Genomic DNA, 20,595 nt, shown 5'->3' with positions numbered 1-20,595 from the left:
TACTTTACGCCAAATCATTTACAATATTTTTCAATGCAGCGTTTTGAAGGCCAATTAAATGTAGTCAAAAAATAGTAAAATCACTACAGTAGTATCTGACTATTGATGTATTGATTTAACTTCTCACGAACTATAGATATTCTATTTACTTTAATGAGTGCTTAAAAATTCATTTGCCGCCGGCTAAATCAATAAAGTTACCAGTGACGTATGAAGCATTTTCCGACAATAACCATGCAATAGCTTGAGCCACTTCATTTGGTTGACCACCTCGTTTCATAGGCAGACTGTCTTTTATCCTATCTACTCTATTAGCTTCACCGCCATCAGCATGCATATCAGTATAAATAAATCCAGGGCGTACCGCATTTACTCGAATACCTTGATCTGCAACTTCTAAAGACAAACCGATAGTAAAGGTATCTATTGCACCTTTTGAGGCCGCATAATCCAAGTATTCATGAGGAGAACCCAATCGAGATGCTGCGGATGAAACATTAACGATAGCGCCACCTTGGCCACCATGACGTTTTGACATACGTTTGATGGCTTCCCGTGCACATAGAAAACTACCATTAACATTGGTAGCGAATATTTTTGTCAGTCTCAAAGCGTCCAGTTCTTCAATAGACGCTTGTGGCAACAATATGCCAGCATTATTTACCAAACCTGTGATAGACCCAAGCTCGTTATCTATCAGTAAAAAAGCATCTATAACTTCCGCTTCATTGGAAACATCCGCTTTTACCGCTAGTGCAACGCCGCCCATTTCATAAATGTTAGCAACGACTTCATTTGCACTTTCCTCATTATGTTGATATCCAATACAAATGCTATGACCTTGACCTGCAAGATATAAAGCCGTCGCTCGACCAATTCCTCGGCCTCCACCCGTAATAAAAGTAACTTTTTTCATGGTTTATTGTCCTAAGGTGTCTCCTTAATTCAAACGGAGGACACGCCCTAATATATATCGATTTTCTTTTGATTTTAATCGTTATCGTGATGATATTTAAAATGACCGTATTGTAGTTATAAACATATTACCGTCAAAGCAATTTGTATTCTTTGAAAGTGAAGCAACTATTCGAGTGTTCACAATACAAAAAAACTCGCCACTGATGGCGAGTTTTTTATGAAAACATAATAATTTATAAAGTTACTTATTTAAGTTCAATTCCATCTCTTCAAACTTCGCAGTCACTGAAGGTTTTGGACCGCCAGTCATGATACTTACGGCAAAGATAGCGATAGTACTTAAGATAAAGCCTGGAACAATAGCAAATAACCAGCTGTTTAGTGCCATGCCATTCATTTGGAATGGGCCATAGATCCATAAGATAACGGTTAATGCACCAATTACCATACCAGCAACAGCACCATTACGGTTCATACCGCGCCATATTAGACTGAATATAACCAATGGTCCGAATGCGGCACCGAAACCTGCCCAAGCATTAGAAACCAAGTCCAATACTGAGCTGTCTGGGTCAGAGGCTAGTAAGATAGAGGCGAGAGCAACAGCCACAACTGAAATACGACCAACCAATACCTGACGAGCTTCTGGTGCGTCCTTATCAAGGAATAACTTGTAAACATCTTTGGTTAGTGAACTTGATACCACTAATAGCTGTGATGAAATAGTACTCATAATAGCGGCTAAAATAGCGGCTAATAAGAAACCTGAAACCAGCGGTGTGAATAAGAACTGGGTAAAGACTAAGAATATGGTCTCAGGATCGTCTAAGGTCATTGCTGTCTTTTGTACATAAGCACGACCAGCAAAACCTGTCATCAAAGCACCGATCAAGCTGACAACCATCCAACTCATACCAATATTACGTGCCGTTGGTACGTCTTTGACCGAACGTATCGCCATAAAACGGACGATGATGTGCGGTTGACCAAAATAGCCTAAACCCCACGCTAATAGTGAAATAATACCAATAATAGTCATACCATTAGTAATATTAAGCATACTTGGGTCAATATTTCTGACCGCTTCAGTCGTCGCTGATATGCCACCAAGATCCGTAAAGGCAACAACAGGAACAATCACCATCGCAAATAACATGATGATGCCTTGCACAAAGTCAGTCATCGATACTGCCAAGAAACCACCGAATAAGGTGTAGGCAACAACGACGCCAGCAGTTACCCATAGACCAGTGCTATAAGATAAGTTGAGTGAGCTTTCAAAAAGTTTACCACCACCCACTAAGCTTGCCGCGGTATAAACGGTGAAAAATAAGATAATAACTAATGCTGAGATGACACGCAGCATGTGCGATTTATCTTCAAAGCGGTTGGCGAAATAGTCAGGCAAAGTAATGGCGTTGTCAGCCACTTCAGTATAAACGCGAAGGCGCGGTGCCACGATGATATAGTTAAGTAAAGCACCTAGCGTTAAACCAAGAGCGATCCAGATACTAACGACACCATCAGCGTACATATAACCAGGAAGGCCAAGTAGTAACCAACCTGACATATCTGATGCGCCTGCCGACAATGCAGTTACTGCAGGTCCTAAACTACGTCCTCCTAGCATGTAACCTTCGGTATCATTGGCCTGCTTAAAATAAGCATAGACACCAATACCAATCATAAGTAAAAAATAGAGGCCAAGTGATATCAGCACGCCACTAGAAATTCCGTTCATATAACTTGTCCTTAACCAACATTGTTGGCTGTAATTATTTTTTGACTATAAAATTTCAGTCTTACAAGACGATACCTAAAACAATACCTAAAGACAAAACAAGCCATTAAGTAGGACATAATGGCTTGTTTCAGTACTTGCTGTTAGTTTTACATGACGGCTGCTGTTCTATGGCTAGCACTCATATAGAGATAGAAAGCAACAGAAATTTAACGTTCATTTATCTGCTTTTATTGCTCGCATCTGCTATTTGTATATGAGTATTAGCAACTTACATAACCAATCATTTAAAACCATTGAGCCTACTGTTAATCATCATATCTTACTAGAATTATTCAATATATGATTTTCAGTGTCCTTGTGGTAAATTTTTGTTAGAGAATAACATCAAGCATATTATAACGTATGATAGTCACAAATGCGAATAGCCAAATTTTCTAAATTGTTATGTTGGGTAATTTATTCGATAGGAGCAAGCAAATCTAGTAGGGCAGTCACGCTGCTAGACTGCGTTAGTTTTGGATTAATAACCACGCCCAAGTAACGCTGTAACTCAACATTGTCCGCCATGTCGATACGTTCCAAGTCTTGACTGATCATGGTTTGCGGTAATACTGACCAACCAAGTCCAACAGAAACCAACATACGAATCGACTCAAGTGGATTGGTACTCATGGTGGCATAAGGCTTGAGGTTATGCTTAGCGAATTCAGCCAATGTAATCTGACTGGTAAATGTATTTGCAGATGGCAAAATAGCAGGATATCGTGCTAATTGCTCTAATGTTACCTTGGACTTGGTCGCTAAAGGCGACAGCGTGCCAGTCATGAAGTAGAGAGGATCTGACCATAGTGTGTGATAGCTCAAACGCTTATCGTAAACAGGGGGCAGTGTGACAAAGGCCAGTGATAAATCACCGTCTAACACAGCTTTGTGCGCCTTTTCTGAATCGACAAAGTGCACTTCTAACTGCACCGCTGGATAGGCTTGGATAAAGTGTTTAAGGACGGGCGCTAAATGATGTAAACCGATGTGATGACTGGTACCGATGACGAGCTTTCCAGAGACAACATGCTGAGAGTGTTGCAGGTTGATTTTAAAATTCTCATAATCCTCTAGCCAGCGTTTGGCATGAGGTAACATTTCGCTAGCAGCTTGAGTCGGTACAATCCCGCGCCCAACCGTATCAAACAAAGTAATATTAAACTCATCTTCCAAATTTTTGATGCGCTTACTGACCGCAGGCTGAGTAATAAACAGCTTTTCTGCTGCGCCTGAGATACTGCCCGTATGCATGACGGTGACGAATGTCGTTAAATTTGTGGTATTCAAGCGGATGTCCTTAGCTATTTAGCAAGCTATAAATAAAAGTTGGATGACCCAATCAGAACGTATTAGAAATAAAAGTTTGCATCTGGTCAAAAATCATCAATTATTATTATAGGATTAGCCTGTTATAATCACAAGGCATCAAGTCGTATTGTGGCATATATATTGTATTTACTTGATAATTTGCCGCAGAAAGCTTGTTTTAATAGTCAAATGCAGCAATAAGTATGAAGTTACCAGTAAACGATATTGTAATTTTATAAAATATAGTGGTTCTGGAGTATTGATTTCAAGAATAAAGAGTGAAATTTAGCCTTTACAATCATCAATTTTTATCTAAAAAGAACTGATGATAGAGTACTGATAGCCAAAACATTTAAACTAAGTCCTCGTCTACTACTGTGTAGGCAAGTGAAAAGTTAAGTAATTAGCAACTAATAAAGGATAGCAACATGGCTGGTCAAACGTTATATGACAAACTTTGGAACGCTCACGAAGTCACCAAACGTGATGATGGTTCGAGCCTGATTTACATCGACCGCCATCTGTTGCATGAAGTGACGAGTCCGCAAGCATTTGAAGGTCTAGATTTGGCCAATAGAGCACCATGGCGTTTGTCTGCCAATATTGCCAGTCCTGACCATAACGTGCCAACTGTCACCAAAGAGCGCTTAGAAGGTGTGCCGGGGATTAAAGATAAAGTCTCTCGTTTGCAAGTAGTGACTTTGGATGATAACTGTACCAAATTTGATATCGCTGAATTTACGATCAACGATGCGCGTCAAGGTATTTTGCATGTCGTCGGTCCTGAGCAAGGCTTGGTATTACCTGGTATGACGGTCGTTTGTGGTGATTCGCATACCGCGACACACGGCGCGCTTGGTTGTTTAGCACACGGTATTGGCACATCAGAAGTTGAGCATGTGTTAGCAACGCAGTGCTTGATCCAAAAGAAATCAAAAAACATGCAAATTCGTGTCACTGGCAAGCTTGGGGCTGGCGTAACATCGAAAGACGTGGTGCTGGCTATCATTGCAAAAATTGGTACGGCAGGTGGAACAGGGCATGCCATTGAGTTTGCAGGCCAAGTATTTGAAGACATGAGCATGGAAGGTCGCATGACTGTCTGTAACATGGCGATTGAGGCGGGCGCACGCGTGGGTATGGTTGCTGTCGATGATATCACTATTGATTATGTCAAAGGCCGCCCTTATGCACCAACCGAATCACAGTGGCAACAAGCTGAAACTTACTGGCGTACCTTGTATTCCGATGATGACGCAGTATTTGATACCGTCGTTGAGATTGATGGTAGCCAAATAGCGCCACAAGTGTCTTGGGGAACGTCGCCTGAAATGGTCGTTGATATCACGCAGTCAGTACCGACACCTGATCAAGCGGTTGATGAGGCTCAAGAAGAAGGCTGGTTACGCGCTTACACTTATATGGGTCTAAAAGCTGGGCAGAAAATCACCGACATTCAGCTTGATCGTATATTTATTGGGTCATGTACCAATTCACGTATCGAAGATTTACGTGATGCCGCTGCGGTAATTAAAGGCCGCAAAGTGGCAGACAATATCAAAGAAGCGATAGTCGTTGCAGGTTCTGGGCAAGTGAAATTGCAAGCGGAAGCAGAAGGTTTGAATACCTTATTTACTGATGCCGGATTTGAATGGCGCGAGCCGGGTTGCTCGATGTGTCTGGCGATGAATGCTGACAAACTTGAGCCGCAAGAGCATTGTGCTTCTACGTCCAATCGCAACTTTGAAGGTCGTCAGGGTAATGGTGGTCGCACACATTTAGTCAGTCCAGCAATGGCAGCAGCAGCAGCGCTTGCCGGTCACTTTGTGGATGTAAGAACGTTTTAAGACTGGCGATTAATAGCTGATGAGTGCTAATGACAGTTAATAAAATAGCCGTTAACAATTAGCACTCACCAATGAATATATAATTGATAGGATATTTTATGCAAGCTTATAACTCTCAAACGGGTATCGTTTGCCCACTTGATCGCGCAAACGTTGATACCGACCAAATTATTGCAAAGCAGTTTTTGAAGTCTATTAAACGTACCGGCTTTGGCGTCAATCTATTTGACGATTGGCGTTATCTTGACGAAGGGTATCCGGGTCAAGACAATAGCACACGCGTGATTAATCCCGACTTTGTTTTGAATCAGCCGCGCTATCAAGGCGCTAATATTCTGCTGGCACGTCGCAATTTTGGCTGTGGTTCTAGCCGTGAACATGCTCCTTGGGCACTCTCAGAGTATGGCTTTCGTACAGTAATCGCGCCAAGTTTTGCCGATATTTTTTATAACAATTGTTTCAAAAACGGCATGCTACCAATTGTGCTGGATGAAGCGATTGTCGACACCTTAATGAAAGCCACCCTTGCCAACGAAGGTTATGAGCTTACCGCTGATCTTGAGCGTCAAGTGGTTATCACGCCAACGGGCGAAGAGTATGCGTTTGAAGTGGATGCTTTTCGCAAGCATTGCTTGTTAAATGGACTTGATGATATTGGCTTGACCTTGCAGCAAAGTGATGCGATCAAAGACTATGAACATAAAATGATGCAAAAAACCCCGTGGATATTTAACGAAGTACGAGCCTAAGTGACAAACCCACGAACTATCGTTCTTAAAAAGGCTGAACGGTAGTAAAGTAGCGTTGAGTTATGGCGGTGAACTGGCTAAAATGAAAGGCAGTATCCTACAACATTTTATTATCTCTTTTATAAGTAGTAGCCGCCATTATGAATAAAAAATATTATAGTTTATGGACAAGTGCGATTTTTGCTGCAATCTTACTGTTATCAGGCTGTCAGGGATTAACTGGCTATCAAAAAATAGATGAGGCAAAAAACGCTATGGTATTGACAGGTAAAATCAAACCTATTGATGGCGAAGTGAATATTGCATGCGTGGGTACCTATCACTGCGAAATTGTGCAAATTGACAGAACGCTTATCATTGCGCCTGATAGTCATGAGCCAGTCGATCCAAAGCTTGTGGCGGCGTTACCAATTTATAATGGCACTAAGACTATTGCAAAAGTATCAACGAATACGAACATGGCACCACTCGTCAATAAAAATGCCATCAAAATTGTACCGCTATCTGCCTCTGCTATGCCGGGCTTGACCAATTACTACGCAAGGGTATTGCCTGCAAAGCGCGAAGTACATATCAATTTTTATCCAAAAAATAATAGAGGCTATATCGAGCGTTTTGCGATGATTCATGATTTTGCCAAAGCTGGCACTTATCAGCTACATGCATATCAAATGAAATCTAAAACAACTTCTGGCAGCTTGTTGGAGGCAGCATCACCTGAGCCTCTATGTATTGATCTGTTACAAGACAATAAGGTTCAACGTCGATTCTGCAAACAACTAGATGCTGAGAATCAAGGCGAGTTTGTCGAAACCAAAATGATTGAGCCATTATCAGCGGCTTCTAAAATCAAAAAAGTCGAAGCATAATAAAAGCACATTAAAATTTAAAAAATTATTAACAACTTCTAATATTTAGTCGATTCACTTTAAATCCGATACAGTGCTGCTGGTATGGATTTTTTGCAGCTTCTGTCACGCTTGCGAACAGCACGCTAGAAAAATCTATATCAGTAGTACATAGTTATTAACGTATCGATTTTATTTCGAACTGACTATATAACCGTATTAATTAATAAGAACTTAACCGTTTAAAAGGACTAGTATGGCAACGATTTTAACATTAGCAGGCGATGGTATCGGCCCTGAAATCATGACCCAAGCCATTGATGTGCTCGAGGCCATCAACAAGAAATTTGCATTAGGTTTGACGCTTGAGTCTGGGTTGATCGGCGGTGCGGCGATTGATGCGACCGGAGAACCTTTGCCCGATGAAACGTTGGCACGTGCACGTGCCGTGGATGCCGTATTGCTAGGAGCCGTCGGTGGGCCTAAGTGGGATGGTATTGAACGCAGTAAACGTCCAGAGCGAGGTCTACTCAAAATACGTGGTGAGCTTGGTTTGTTTGCTAACCTACGTGTGGCCAAACTTTATCCGCAGCTTGTCAATGCATCAAGCATCAAACCTGAAATTATTTCAGGCTTAGATTTACTGATTGTTCGTGAGCTGACTGGTGGTATTTATTTTGGTGAGCCGCGTGGTATTCGCACATTGGAGAATGGTGAGCAGCAAGGTTATAACACCATGGTATATAGTACGAGCGAGATTACTCGTATCGGCAAGGTTGCTTTTGAATTGGCAAAAACACGTGCGAAAGCTGCAGGTACGGCTGCAAAAGTCTGTTCGGTGGATAAGGCAAATGTCTTGGAGGTCACTGAATTGTGGAAGCAGACGATGACCCAGCTGCAGCAAGCCGACTATAGCGATGTGGCGTTATCGCACATGTATGCCGATAATGCTTGTATGCAATTGATCAAAGACCCTAAGCAGTTCGATGTTATGGTAACGGGCAATCTGTTCGGTGATATCTTATCTGATGAAGCGGCCATGCTAACAGGCTCTATCGGCATGCTACCATCAGCCAGTCTCGATGAGGCTGGTAAAGGCATGTATGAGCCGTGCCATGGTTCAGCGCCTGATATCGCTGGACAAGATAAGGCCAATCCATTGGCGACTATTTTATCGGTGGCAATGATGCTTCGTTATACGTTTAAGCAAGAAGAGGCAGCACAAGCCATTGAACAAGCAGTAAGCGACGTTTTGGATGATGGTTTACGTACTGTTGATATTTTAGACGGTACTGAATCTGGACTGAAGCAAGTGGGTTGTAACGAGATGGGTCAGGCAGTATTGGCCAAATTGGTATAAACCAAAAAAGCTAACACTCTCAAAAGCTGTATAACACAACCAGATTTTCTATAACGTTATATAACCGTCTGATTTTGTATTTTATTTACCCATAAGTTGCCAAGCAATTTATGGGTTTTTTGCGCTTTATATAGTCGGTAAAAAGTTAAATCGATACATCAATCGTCAGGTACTACTAATATAAATTTTCCTCGCTTGCTGTGGCATGTGCAGACAGAGGCTTCGAAAATTCATTTCAGCAGTACTGTAGCGCTTTTATTATTTTTTGACTATAGACGACATATTGAAACCAATCATCATGAGCTTCAGTATCAAACAATTTATTCTAAAAATTTTTTCAATATTAATATGATTAACAGTTATGCCATAGAAGATAGGTGTTTTTAACATAAAGCTGTTATATGCTCACAGAAGAATGTGTCAATATTAACTGATTGTAAGTGAAGAAAATTAATTGTCATTTCAATAAGATTTTATCTTAGCCGATAATCACACGACTAAATCTCTTACACGATTAAGTCTCTTAATAGCGTTACTCATTGAGTTATTAAAAATTCAAAATAATCAATCTTGATGACAACATCACAAAATTAAAATTAGCGTTTGTATAAAAATTTAGGAGCGTTACATGTATCAATTAAAAAAAATGAGTACGGCGATAGCCATGATGGGTCTCTCTACCGCAATTTTTATGGGACAGAGCATTGCAGCGACAACGGGAAATACAAGTAATGTTAGTCAAGCCAGTACGACTGATATAGAGGCCAGCCCAGTGACCAATGGCGTCAGTCAGAAGCTAACAGGAAATAGTAAAACTGCAACGTCACTAAATAAATTGCTCCCCACCATAAAATATACAACAGACGGTTTGCCAGCCATGGCGAAAAAAGTAAATGAAGCCACGTGGAAAAAGGGCGTAAACATTGATCGTACCATTGGTACGAAATTACAGGCTCTATTAAATTGGCATCAAAATGGTGTTGGCTCAGTTGATGGCTACTGGGGTAAAAACACTCGTAAGGCAATGCAAGCATTCCAGAAAGCAAACGGTCTGAGCGTTACTGAGAGCTTAAATAACGAAACATGGCAAGCGTTGACTAAAGACGAGAAGCTTATGAAGCAGCCAGTATTGGTTCGCTATCAATTAAGTGAAGCAGATGTAAATGTCAAAACCACTAAAATCCCAGTCGAAACCACAGAAAAAGCCAAGCTTGAGGGTATGTATTATGAAAGCCTGACTGAAGCGTTGGCAGAAAAATTTCATATCAATGAAAAATACTTAAAAGAGCTGAATCCTAATGCCAAGTTTAGGGCTGGCGAGATGATTACTGTCTATAATCCTAGTAATCCTAATGCTAAACCTGTCAGTCGGGTTGTTGCGGATAAGGCAACTGAAACGTTATACGCCTATGATAAGGATAACAAGTTAATTGCCAGTTATCCGACGACAGTGGGGAGTACGGCAACGCCTTCACCAACAGGCACTCATACAGTGAAAGTAAAAGTACATGAGCCTAACTATACTTATACAGCCGCTGACGGTAGCAAGTCTATCATTCCGCCTGGCCCTAATAACCCAGTTGGTCTGGTTTGGATTGGGCTGAGCAAACCGACTTATGGTATTCATGGATCACCCGATCCTGCTCGCATCAGCCGTCAAGCATCAGCTGGTTGCATACGTTTAACCAACTGGGATGCGCTGGCACTTTTAGGCGTGATTCAAGACGGGGCAACCGTTGAATTTAAATAGTCTTTAGATTTTGATTTGATGGTTTTATTTGAAAACATCATAAAATTTAGCCAAAAAAATACCGCTGATATTAGCGGTATTTTTTATGGTAAAACTAATATTAAGAACTAAAACATTGATAGGCAATAATGAGCAGGTTAGCATTTTCATTATTATTATCAGTTAAACCGCTCAAGCATTTATATCAGCAATAAAGAAGCCATTACCTGTATTTATATAAATGCTTTTATAGCCATTTTAGTTGATAACACCTTGATTTCTATCAAGAGTTAGTTTTTACCACGGTAAGTAATACGACCTTTAGATAGGTCATAAGGCGTCATTTCAACCTTAACCTTATCACCAGTCAAGATGCGGATATAATGCTTACGCATCTTACCAGAGATATGCGCAATGATTTCGTGTCCGTTTTCTAAACGAACTTTAAACAAAGTATTAGGAAGGGTATCAATGACTTCGCCTTCAAATTCGATAATATCGTCTTTTGCCATAATTTGTATCAATCAATTAAAAATAAGCCCATATTATACGTAAGTTAGCGGATTAAAGCAATACAGAACCTGCTTTTGACTTGACAGTCTGTAAGTGATATGTATAGTCAGTATCAATATAAAAAAGATACGATGGGCTGGGATAAATTTTTTCCCCCTCTGTCTGCGCAGACACAGCAAGCAAGGAAAATTGGTCCCAGTCACGCGGTATAGTGCCGTGTATCCATTTTATCCAGTATCGATTATATATCAATCAGGGAGGTTCAGCCAAATGGGAGTTAAAGGAGCCTTTGGCAGTAGTTGTTGGAAGTGCTCAGGGTAGTAGGCATTGATAAAATATAAACCATCACCAGAGGCGGTGGGCGGTGCAATTGTACGGTCTTTTTTATTCAAAATACTCAAAAATTCTTCTGGCGCTAATTCATGTCTGCCGATGGCATATAAGGTACCCATTAAATTACGAACCATGTGATGTAAAAATCCATCTGCTTGAATATCAAAAACGATAAATTGACCATGAGCGAAAAGATTGGCGTGACTCACGGTGCGTACTGGTTGGTTGGATTGACAAGCTGCGGCACGGTAGCTGCTAAAATCATGAATGCCGACTATATCGGCCGCCGCCAGTTGCATCGCTGCTAAGTCGAGAGGTTCGTAGATATGCGTTACTTGGTGATTAAGAATGGCAGGGCGCTGTGGCTGATTCAGCGTGATGTAACGATAACGACGGGCAATCGCACCAAATCGTGCATGGAAATCATCTGGCATCGGTTGTACCCAGCGTAGCGCAATATCGTCAGGGAGTAAGCTGTTGACGCCGCGCAGCCAGTTTTGAGTGGGACGATACGCACGAGTGGTGAAGTGAGCAATCATATTGCTGGCATGCACGCTGGCATCAGTACGCCCAGCGGCGATGACCTCTACTGGCTCGTTAGCGACTTTACCAATAGCAGTCTCTAACGCTTCTTGTACACCCAATACTTCTCGCTGCCGCTGCCAGCCATGGTAATTTGTGCCCAAAAACTCAATAGCAATGGCCAAGGTATAAGTTTGCGGATGCTCAGACTCATTGATTTTACTTTCAGACACTGTGGTTTCAGACATTGTAGTGTTAGACATGATGGTTTCAGACATTGTGGTTTTGGCGCTTATAAAGTGAGAAATAATTAGTAATCTTTTACCGTTTTTTGATAGTTGTGCCAGGCTGAGTGATGTTATTCAACCAGCGCTGTCGGCGTCTTGCTGGAGTGTCATAACGTAGTAGCAACCATAATAATCGCGCATAAATAGCAGGAATGGTCAAACGACCACCAGCGATGACATGATAATCGTATTGCCAACTTCCAGCAGCATAGCTGTCACTAACACCGCCGAACGGACATTGACTGGCACATATCACCAAGTGTCCTTGTTGGTGAGCGAGTTTTAGCGTTTCTGCCAAAGCATCTGAATAAGGGACGTTGCCAGCACCAAAACCTAATAGAATAATGCCACATGGCGGCTGTAATAATAACGCCTGTAATTGATTGTTTATAACCTCAACGTCATTAGGCAAACAATATAAAGCATGGATACGCGCATGCTCAGCGCGATTCTGAATACGACTCAATATTTTCTGCTGGTCATCCATCCAATGCTGCCAGCGAGTATCTGGCAGACTTTTTATATAACTATTGGCCGGATATGCTGCTCGAGAATGACCGGTAAATGCCATCAAATCATGGCTGTGAATTTTTTGTACGGTTTGCGCAGGCCATGACTCGCCGCCAAAATTAATCTTGACACCTGCCTCACCAGCCGATGCCAGTTTTAATGCATCATTAAGATTATCCCACGCATCGCTTTGCTCATCGATATGGTAAGAGTGTAGCACTTCACTGTCTAATAATGGCCGCATACTTCCGGTTACGACGATACAGATATCGCTACCTGCGAAAGCTTCTGCTAAAAACGCGCCCAAATAACTTAAGGTGTCAGTCCCAGTGATTAAGACAAAACGCTTATTATTTTCTGTATAAGCCGCTAATAGAAGTTGATAGAAATGTACAAAATCGCTGGGAGTCAGTTGACTGCTGTCTTTAATCAGCGGATTATCTAACCAAGAGATCTTCGGTAGATTGCTCGTGCTATTTTGATTCGCCAGTAGATTTTGTAAAGTAGGCAAAAATACGTCTGCTGGCAATGGTGCCAAGGGTCGTCCATAGCTACCGAAAGTACCACCAGCATAAATCAGTTGTATAGGGTTGGATATATTTTTTATCATAGCAGGAGATGGCATAGTATTAGCGCCGTAAAAGAATATGAAAGAAACGAGAGACTAATAGTAGATAATATCAAAGTTAAATGCAAAAAAATCAGCAAGCATTCTATGATAATAGAGTGCTTGCTGATGAGAGTAAGAGTGACTTATTATGCTGTGCGTTCAAGCAATGCTTTTGCTTTATTTTGTTGCTCATTATTACCTTGATTCATGACTTCATTCAGTAAGCGTTTTGCACTGTCATATTCACCCAGTTTTATATATTGACTTGCCAAATCGAGAGTCACTTGATTGCTGTCTAATGACTTCACAAAGTCAAAGTCTGCAGAAAAACGTGATGAGAAATCGTCTGCTGATTCAGTTTTACTTTCAGAGTTAATTGAACGTTCAGCTTCGACTGGTGCTACTGAAGTAGGCACCATTGAAGTGTCTGCTTCAAAATCAAAGCCTTCCTCTAATACCGTGTTGTCATCGAATAGCAATGGGGCAGTCTTTGCAGCGCTAGGCTTTTCGATAAGCGTATTTTCTACATCTTTGTCATCGAACGGTTTTTCTTCGAGGTTTAAATCTTCAAAATTGCTGTTTTCAAGATTAATGTTTTCAAAACTACCGTCTTCGAAACTACCATCTTCAAGACTGCTGTCTTCAAGTACAAAATCATTGATATGGCTGTTTTCTTCAAATGTAGGGTTTTTACTTTCTACCATCGTTTCGATTGTATTTGATTCGTCTAGACTGTCTAAAGATAAGGTAAAGTCATCCTCATTGCTTTGAGTGGTATTGAGCGTTAACGCTTCAGCAATCGTTTCTTCACTTTCTTTATCAAAATCAGTCGCTAAATCATCAAAATCTAAAATAAATTCTTCATTATCTAGTGAAAGTTCTTTGACAGCACTATCAGAGGTGTCTGAACTTACAGAGATATCTGTCGGAGAATCGCTTTGTTCAGGAGAGTCAAAATCAAAATCAAAATCAAAGTCAATGATCTCGTTATCTTCTGTGGTGGCCATGCCATCAGTAGGAGAGGTGTCGAGATTTTTATGGTCTGTGATATTTAATGATGTGGCAGGCGTCTCAGTAGTAGCAGGCTCATCGAAGTCATTTTCAAAATCGCTCATGGTAAGATCAAAATCTTCCTCTACGTTTTTAGCGGTAGAGTCAGTCTCAGCGAAATCATTTGAAAAAGTTAGGTTATCGACAGAGTCCTCTACCAAAGCATTGGTGTTGCTCTCAGCGATTGGTTGGTCAGATAGGGTGTTTTTATCGTTGACTTGACTGGTTGGTAAATCAAAATCGATACTTTCAAAATTGGTGTGATCTTCTACTGGCATCTCTTGTAACGCAACCGGAGCTTGCTCTTCAAAAAATAAAGCTTTTAATTCATTGGCCTGAGCGATGGTTTGCGGATCGTTCTGAGTTTTAATATCATTATAAACGTTATTGAAGTTTTCTGGCTGATCAATAGTGGCGTATATGCTTAGCAGTTTGAGAGATAACTGGCTATTATTTGGCTTTTCACTTAGGCCGCGCTCAAGTGTTTCAATCGCTTTATCAAAGCGCTGCTGATCTATAAAACGCTGGGCAATCGTAATATGATCAAATTTGTTTTCAAGGTTGTTGTTGCTTTGAGTAGGAGTGCCATAATCCGGTTTGGTCACCGCAGCTGGAGTAACAGCATTTTTTCCTGACTTTACAGGCGCTTGTACTGAAGGTTGCTGTGCTTTCTTTTTTCGCAAGACCAAAGCAACTACTAATAAGATAAGCACCACTGCGGCGATGATATACAGCATATTGTCCATAATTACTCCCACGCCTATGATCATGGCATACTGCATTGATCAGTCAGGCAATTATTGATTGCGTAGTTTTTTGAGACGAGCTTGCAGCTCAGACAGTTTTCGGTTCTGTAGTTGAATTTTTTTAGTATAGCTATCAAGCGCACTACTGGTCTTTGACAAACTCTGAGATTGCGCCGCGGCACTTTTTCTTGATGATTTGAGCGTTGCTAATATATCCGTGCTCAGACCATTACCTGTTGTCGCGGCTGGCTTGGTTTGTGTGCCATCTGCACTACCGTTATGGTCAGGGGCAAGCACTGAAAACTGTGCTTTTGATAGTGTGTGTGTTTTGGTGATAACGGGTTTCTCAGGCTGTTTTGCCGCTTGAGCCATCTCAGATGGTTTTTTGGGGAGCGTTTTAGTGGTTTTCTTGACCACAGGTGTGTCTGCTCTGCGGCTATATTGTCTCTGTGCGCTGATAGCTGATTCTAATTTTTCTTGTGACGGTATGACATCGTAGCTGGGTAAGCTTAGTTTGGCGTCTGCTTTTAATTGACCCGCGTCTTTATTGATAAAAGCATCTGGGTTTTGTGATTGAATTTGTTTCATCACAGTTGGAATATCTAGATTGTTCTCTTGTGCGATCTGCTGCGCAATTACCCATAAGCTATCGTTACGTTGTACTTGATATTGAGTGATAGCATTATCAGTTGCAGTGTTGCTAGAAATATCAGTATTATTGACTATTTCGGGCGTCGCAGAGGCAACTGTGTTAGAGGGTATATTGCTAGCGGAGACAGCTGTATTATTCGTATCAAGATTTGGCTTTGTAGTATTTGTTTCAAGGTTATTTGGCGTGGTTAGCATGATAGGTGAGTTGGCGGCAATGCCAATATCTGACTTATTACTTGGCTGTATCTGACGAGTGACTTGTATATTTAAAATATCTAACGGTTTGTCAGTATTGACTGTAGTAGCGGCGTCAGCATCCGTTATCATTGCGGATGTCACAGTCGGGGCTTGAATACCGTTTGCTCGAATATTATTTGTTTGAAGACTGGGTACTGGTAATTTAGAGACCACTAATTCTCTCGCGGTTGACTGTGACGCGGATAAATTAGATGTCGACATCAACGGCGGCGGCGCGCCTTTTCTAACAGTTAATGGCTTAGCAGTACTTGCAGAGACACTTGGTAAGTTTGGCTTTTTTGCACCTGTCACAATATTTTTGGACGGGTCAATGGGTAAGCTATTATTGAGTGGCATTAGCAATGTCTTAGGAATGACATTGCTTTGACCTTTGTCATTGATCGCCAATACCACATCAGCAAAAGGCTTAGAGACAGGTTTTGATGTCGTAATAAATACTTGACCACTGGTTGCAGAAGTCGGTCTAAAACTAACCGTCATCGAATCAGTAGGGGTCAGCCCCATTTGCTGATAAATAGTAGGATTTGCCAAACTTGCCGAAAAGTCAGCGGCTCGGATATCAGTGACCAAAATATTTGCAGCTAGCGGTTCATGCTGGGCAGAGGTGACAACTGTCTTACCAAACGTCGCGGCTTGTGCATTCGACATCAAAGTTACCGAACAAAGTAATGCCATTGATACCGCGCGATGTACAGTAGTCAAGCGATGAGATAAATGACAAGACATGAGCCGCCCTTTAGTAGACAAGTTGTTTTTGCTGTTATAACAAAATACCATTTAGTTTACCAGTTTATTTCACAACTGTTGCGACCAATATAAAAAATGTTTTAGTAATGTTGAGGGAGTGTTCAACATTCACAAATAGGCACTGTTGAATGTTAAACACGCCCTAATTGACCTTCTTGTCAAGCAACATCGCGTCTCCATAACTAAAGAAGCGGTATTGCTTTTGAATAGCATGTTGATAAGCCTGTTCAATAGAGGCTTTACCAGAAAACGCCGACACGAGCATCAGTAATGTTGATTTAGGCAAATGGAAATTGGTCAACAGTCGATCTATTACCCCAAACTTGAACCCTGGATAAATAAAGATATCTGTATCACCTGACCAGCTCGAAAGCGCTTGTCCGTCAACGGCTGTTTTTTGATACGCGGTTTCAAGAACACGCGTCACTGTGGTGCCAATGGCGATGACCTTTTTGCCATTATCATGGGTTTGATTGATTAGATCAGCAGTCGCTTGCGGCAGATGTGCATATTCACTATGCATGGTGTGATTAAGCAAATTATCTGTTTTGACGGGCGCAAACGTACCTGCACCGACATGCAAAGTGACAAAAGCGGTATGAATGCCTTTTGCCTTGAGCTTACTTAATACCGTTTCATCGAAATGTAAGCTTGCCGTCGGGGCTGCCACGCTTGCAAGTTTGGCTGGATCATGGAAGACAGTTTGATAGCGAGTATTATCTGTCTCATCAGCATGGCGTTCAAAGTAGGGCGGAATAGGCAACTCACCATACAGCTCTAAATGTGGCAAAATTGGTGCCTTAAACGCTAAAATGAATAAGTTTTCTTGACGGCCAATCATCACCGCATTCATATGACCCTCGCCAAGCTGTAGAGATTGTCCAAGCTTAAGCGCCTTACTGGCTTTAACATGACAAAGCGCGATATGTTCTTGATTGATTGGTTTATCGTTTATAGTCTCTACATGCAGCGTCGCTACATCCAAATCTGAGCGTTCAACCAAACGCTCAATCAATACCTCGATCTTACCGCCTGTGTCCTTTTGACCAAATAGCCGCGCTTTCATGACTTTTGTATCATTAAATACAATCAAATCCCCAGCTTCTAATAAATCGGGCAACTCAGTAAACAGACGGTCTTCAACCAAACTGCTGTCATCGTGGCTAATAGTATCTTGAACGAGGTCATCGGCTTTATGGCTGGCTGGCAGATACAGTAATTTAGAGGAAGAGCGCTGCGCTAATGGATAACGTGCGATTAGGCTGTCTGGTAGCTCGTAATCGTAATCCTCAACGCTTAAATAATCTAAGACATCGTGATCTTTATCAGCGGCAATTAAGGTTTTAGTATTAGTGTCTATAGTGTGAAAATCGGTCATAATGAGTCTTTAAATAAATGTAAATTTTGGCGTAATTGTAGCAGAAACGAGGATAAGAAAGGACAGCTAAATAGGTGCAGATGCGCATAAAAGTCGTTGATATTATTTAAATAGCCTAAGCATATTTTATTAATATCACTAACCAACAAAATCAGGTTTGGCTTAGATTATTCAAACAAGTTTAGCTGGGGCAATAACTGGGTGGCAGGGGTCAACGACGAGTAAGTGACACCGACTAGCCGAATAGGCAGCTGACGCGGTATATCCGAAAACAGTTTATCTAACCAGTAATGCGCGGATTCCGCACTATCAAAAGCAGTCGATAAAGTATGTGAGCGCGTAATTTGAGTAAAATCTGCATATTTTATCTTGAGAGTAATGGTATAAGCGATGAGCTGCTTGCTATTCATTTGATGAAAGGCATCATGATTTTGCTCATATATCTGTACTCGAAGTTCGTTATCATTCCTCAAGTTGTCTCTAAATGTGGTCTCTGAACCAACTGATTTATGGGTACGTTCAGATTTGACAGGGCGATCATCACGACCATGAGCAATGTCATGATAAAACTGTCCACGCTTACCAAACTCCTGCACCAATATAGCGGCTGGCGTGCGACGTAGGTCAGCACCATTATTCACGCCCATGACATGTAGGCGTTTTGCTGTTGCTTTACCGATACCGTGAAAGCGCTCGATGGGTAACGTGCTAATAAAGGCATCGGCATCCGCTGGCGTGATGATTGCCGTACCGTTAGGTTTATTGATGTCAGACGCAATTTTAGCCAGCATTTTGTTAAATGATACGCCAGCAGACGCTGTGAGTCCTGTTTGCTCTAGAATTTGAGCTCGTAGCCAATTCGCCATCAAGGTCGCTGATCCTTTATGGACTTGTAATCCGGTGACATCAAGATAAGCCTCATCTAAAGATAGAGGCTCAACATGAGGCGTTAGACTGTGCATGATACGGCGAATGTCTCTGCTGACGGCTCGATAAACCTCAAAACGTGGTCGCACAAATATGACTTCTGGACAACGCTTGCGTGCTTCATAGCAGGACATAGCGGAACGTACGCCAAATTTTCTTACCTCATAGCTGGCGGCCGCTACTACCCCGCGACCATTAGGATCGCCCCCAACAGCCAATGGTTTACCCCGTAGCTCAGGAAAGTCACGTTGCTCGACACTGGCATAAAAAGCGTCCATGTCGATGTGAATAATTTTGCGGGGATTATTAGTAGGTAAGATAAGCGCTGTCATAATGCCTATCTTACCTGATTTGATGGATTTGTTTTAGTAGGTATTGTTAGATTTTTAGAGAGAGAATTTGAGTCTGTTATCAGATGAAATATGCACATCAACCATGATTACTGACACAAAAAAATCCAAATGAGGACACGTCCTAATAGTGATCCATTCGCTACACTGATAAAAAAAGCTGACTCTGGTATTACCGCCAACTGTTTTTGCTCGTGATTGATAGTAGGGGTCATGCCTATTATAGAGAAGCTAAATGCTACAATAGCGTTTTTTCACCATTTGATAAATTGATATGATAAAAACAAAGTATGCGTTGGGCTCAGCATGGATGATTGTGGCGGCATTTTTATTTGCCTTAATGAATATTTTGGTAAAAAATGCCGCCACACAGCTTGATATGAACCCTTACGAATTGGCGTTTTGGCGTTCTTTGCTGCCTGCATTGATGATTTTTTGTGGGACGCTCGTGCGTCGGCAGACCCTTAAAACCCCATTTTTTTGGGGTCATATGCAGCGTAGCGTCGCAGGCACAACCGCATTGTTACTGGCGTTTTATGGGTTGAGTCAGCTACCTTTGGCAACCTCTGTAACCCTTAACTATACCTCAGTCGTCTTCATTGCCATTTTATCCATTGTCTGGCTAAAAGAAACGCCCTCATTAAAAACATGGGTAGCGCTGTTAATGGGCTTGGGCGGTATTTGTTTGATGTTGAAACCTGCCTTTGAGTCAGACAGGTTGATTCCAACACTGATTACGCTGAGTGGCGGAATTTTCACCGCTTTTGCTCTATTACAAGTTCGAGCGTTGTCGCTGATGGGTGAACCGGCGTGGCGGATTGTGTTTTACTTTTCGGCGGTGGCAGCGGTCATTTCGGCAGTATTGGCAACGTGGGTGGGATGGCATCGTGTGACGCTAGAAAGCCTGCCTTATATCGTCGGTATTGGTGGCGCAGGATTATTGGCACAGCTAGCGATGACCCATGCGTATCATGTGGGACAAAAATTTACGGTGGCAGCATTGTCTTATTTAACCGTGGTATTTGCGTCCATTTATGGGGTAGTTTTTGTGGGGGAAACCATCGGCGCATTAGAGATTTTAGGTATTGTGGCAGTGATTTTGGCAGGGATAGCGAGTAGCTTGCCTGAGAAGAAAACGGGTTAAAAGTGGATTAATCATTATCAACAA

16 protein-coding genes are annotated in these 20,595 nt (G+C 41.7%); 6 read left to right on the top strand and 10 right to left on the bottom strand.

Annotated elements, in window-relative coordinates; all coding sequences use genetic code 11:
- Positions 1-169: 169 nt before the first annotated feature.
- The 3 genes from JMX48_RS03380 to JMX48_RS03370 all read right to left on the bottom strand — a co-directional run bounded on the left by JMX48_RS03380 (position 170) and on the right by JMX48_RS03370 (position 3,991).
- Complete coding sequence (locus JMX48_RS03380) at positions 170-916, bottom strand: SDR family oxidoreductase (RefSeq protein ID WP_201534310.1); 747 nt, start codon at positions 914-916, stop codon at positions 170-172.
- Positions 917-1,159: 243 nt separating this feature from the next.
- Entirely contained in the window at positions 1,160-2,659 is a 1,500-nt protein-coding gene (gene putP / locus JMX48_RS03375) for a sodium/proline symporter PutP (RefSeq protein ID WP_201534308.1), read from the bottom strand.
- A 459-nt stretch (positions 2,660-3,118) separates the two neighbouring features.
- Positions 3,119-3,991: a LysR family transcriptional regulator gene (locus JMX48_RS03370; RefSeq protein ID WP_201534306.1), complete on the bottom strand. Its 873-nt coding sequence runs from the start codon at positions 3,989-3,991 to the stop codon at positions 3,119-3,121.
- A gap of 449 nt (positions 3,992-4,440) precedes the next feature.
- Between JMX48_RS03370 and leuC the strand changes: the two genes are divergently transcribed.
- The 5 genes from leuC to JMX48_RS03345 all read left to right on the top strand — a co-directional run bounded on the left by leuC (position 4,441) and on the right by JMX48_RS03345 (position 10,566).
- A complete protein-coding gene (gene leuC, locus JMX48_RS03365) occupies positions 4,441-5,859 on the top strand; it encodes a 3-isopropylmalate dehydratase large subunit (RefSeq protein WP_201534304.1) in 1,419 nt (472 codons plus the stop codon).
- Between the two features lie 98 nt (positions 5,860-5,957).
- Positions 5,958-6,608 carry a 3-isopropylmalate dehydratase small subunit gene (gene leuD / locus JMX48_RS03360; protein WP_201534302.1) on the top strand — a complete coding sequence of 217 codons (651 nt, stop codon included), beginning with the start codon at positions 5,958-5,960 and terminating at the stop codon, positions 6,606-6,608.
- Between the two features lie 140 nt (positions 6,609-6,748).
- Positions 6,749-7,477, top strand: coding sequence for a hypothetical protein (locus JMX48_RS03355; protein WP_201534301.1), 729 nt, complete (start codon positions 6,749-6,751; stop codon positions 7,475-7,477).
- A gap of 235 nt (positions 7,478-7,712) precedes the next feature.
- Positions 7,713-8,816, top strand: a complete 1,104-nt coding sequence (gene leuB / locus JMX48_RS03350) for a 3-isopropylmalate dehydrogenase (protein WP_201534299.1) — start codon at positions 7,713-7,715, stop codon at positions 8,814-8,816.
- 628 nt (positions 8,817-9,444) lie between these two features.
- Entirely contained in the window at positions 9,445-10,566 is a 1,122-nt protein-coding gene (locus tag JMX48_RS03345; RefSeq protein ID WP_201534297.1) for a L,D-transpeptidase family protein, read from the top strand.
- 269 nt (positions 10,567-10,835) lie between these two features.
- On the opposite strand, the gene infA is transcribed toward JMX48_RS03345, so the two are convergent.
- The 7 genes from infA to dinB all read right to left on the bottom strand — a co-directional run bounded on the left by infA (position 10,836) and on the right by dinB (position 19,409).
- Positions 10,836-11,057 (bottom strand): translation initiation factor IF-1, encoded by a 222-nt coding sequence (infA, locus tag JMX48_RS03340; protein ID WP_021814850.1) that lies wholly within the window; start codon positions 11,055-11,057, stop codon positions 10,836-10,838.
- 249 nt (positions 11,058-11,306) lie between these two features.
- Entirely contained in the window at positions 11,307-12,161 is an 855-nt protein-coding gene (gene truA, locus JMX48_RS03335; protein ID WP_201534646.1) for a tRNA pseudouridine(38-40) synthase TruA, read from the bottom strand.
- A gap of 73 nt (positions 12,162-12,234) precedes the next feature.
- Entirely contained in the window at positions 12,235-13,335 is a 1,101-nt protein-coding gene (locus JMX48_RS03330) for an asparaginase (RefSeq protein WP_201534295.1), read from the bottom strand.
- 131 nt (positions 13,336-13,466) lie between these two features.
- Positions 13,467-15,116 (bottom strand): FimV/HubP family polar landmark protein, encoded by a 1,650-nt coding sequence (locus JMX48_RS03325; protein WP_201534293.1) that lies wholly within the window; start codon positions 15,114-15,116, stop codon positions 13,467-13,469.
- A gap of 51 nt (positions 15,117-15,167) precedes the next feature.
- On the bottom strand, positions 15,168-16,751 hold the full coding sequence (locus tag JMX48_RS03320; protein ID WP_201534290.1) for a FimV family protein: 1,584 nt from the start codon (positions 16,749-16,751) through the stop codon (positions 15,168-15,170).
- 163 nt (positions 16,752-16,914) lie between these two features.
- Entirely contained in the window at positions 16,915-18,150 is a 1,236-nt protein-coding gene (gene queA, locus JMX48_RS03315) for a tRNA preQ1(34) S-adenosylmethionine ribosyltransferase-isomerase QueA (protein WP_201534287.1), read from the bottom strand.
- Positions 18,151-18,317: 167 nt separating this feature from the next.
- Entirely contained in the window at positions 18,318-19,409 is a 1,092-nt protein-coding gene (dinB, locus tag JMX48_RS03310) for a DNA polymerase IV (RefSeq protein WP_201534284.1), read from the bottom strand.
- 292 nt (positions 19,410-19,701) lie between these two features.
- Here dinB and JMX48_RS03305 point away from each other — a divergent pair, with 292 nt between their 5' ends.
- On the top strand, positions 19,702-20,571 hold the full coding sequence (locus JMX48_RS03305) for a DMT family transporter (RefSeq protein WP_201534274.1): 870 nt from the start codon (positions 19,702-19,704) through the stop codon (positions 20,569-20,571).
- Positions 20,572-20,595: the final 24 nt, after the last annotated feature.

The organism is Psychrobacter immobilis, assembly GCF_904846225.1.
Taxonomy (GTDB): Bacteria; Pseudomonadota; Gammaproteobacteria; order Pseudomonadales; family Moraxellaceae; genus Psychrobacter; species Psychrobacter immobilis_F.
Note: the sequence above shows the minus strand (reverse complement) of the source record. Positions and strands in the feature narration are given on the sequence as shown.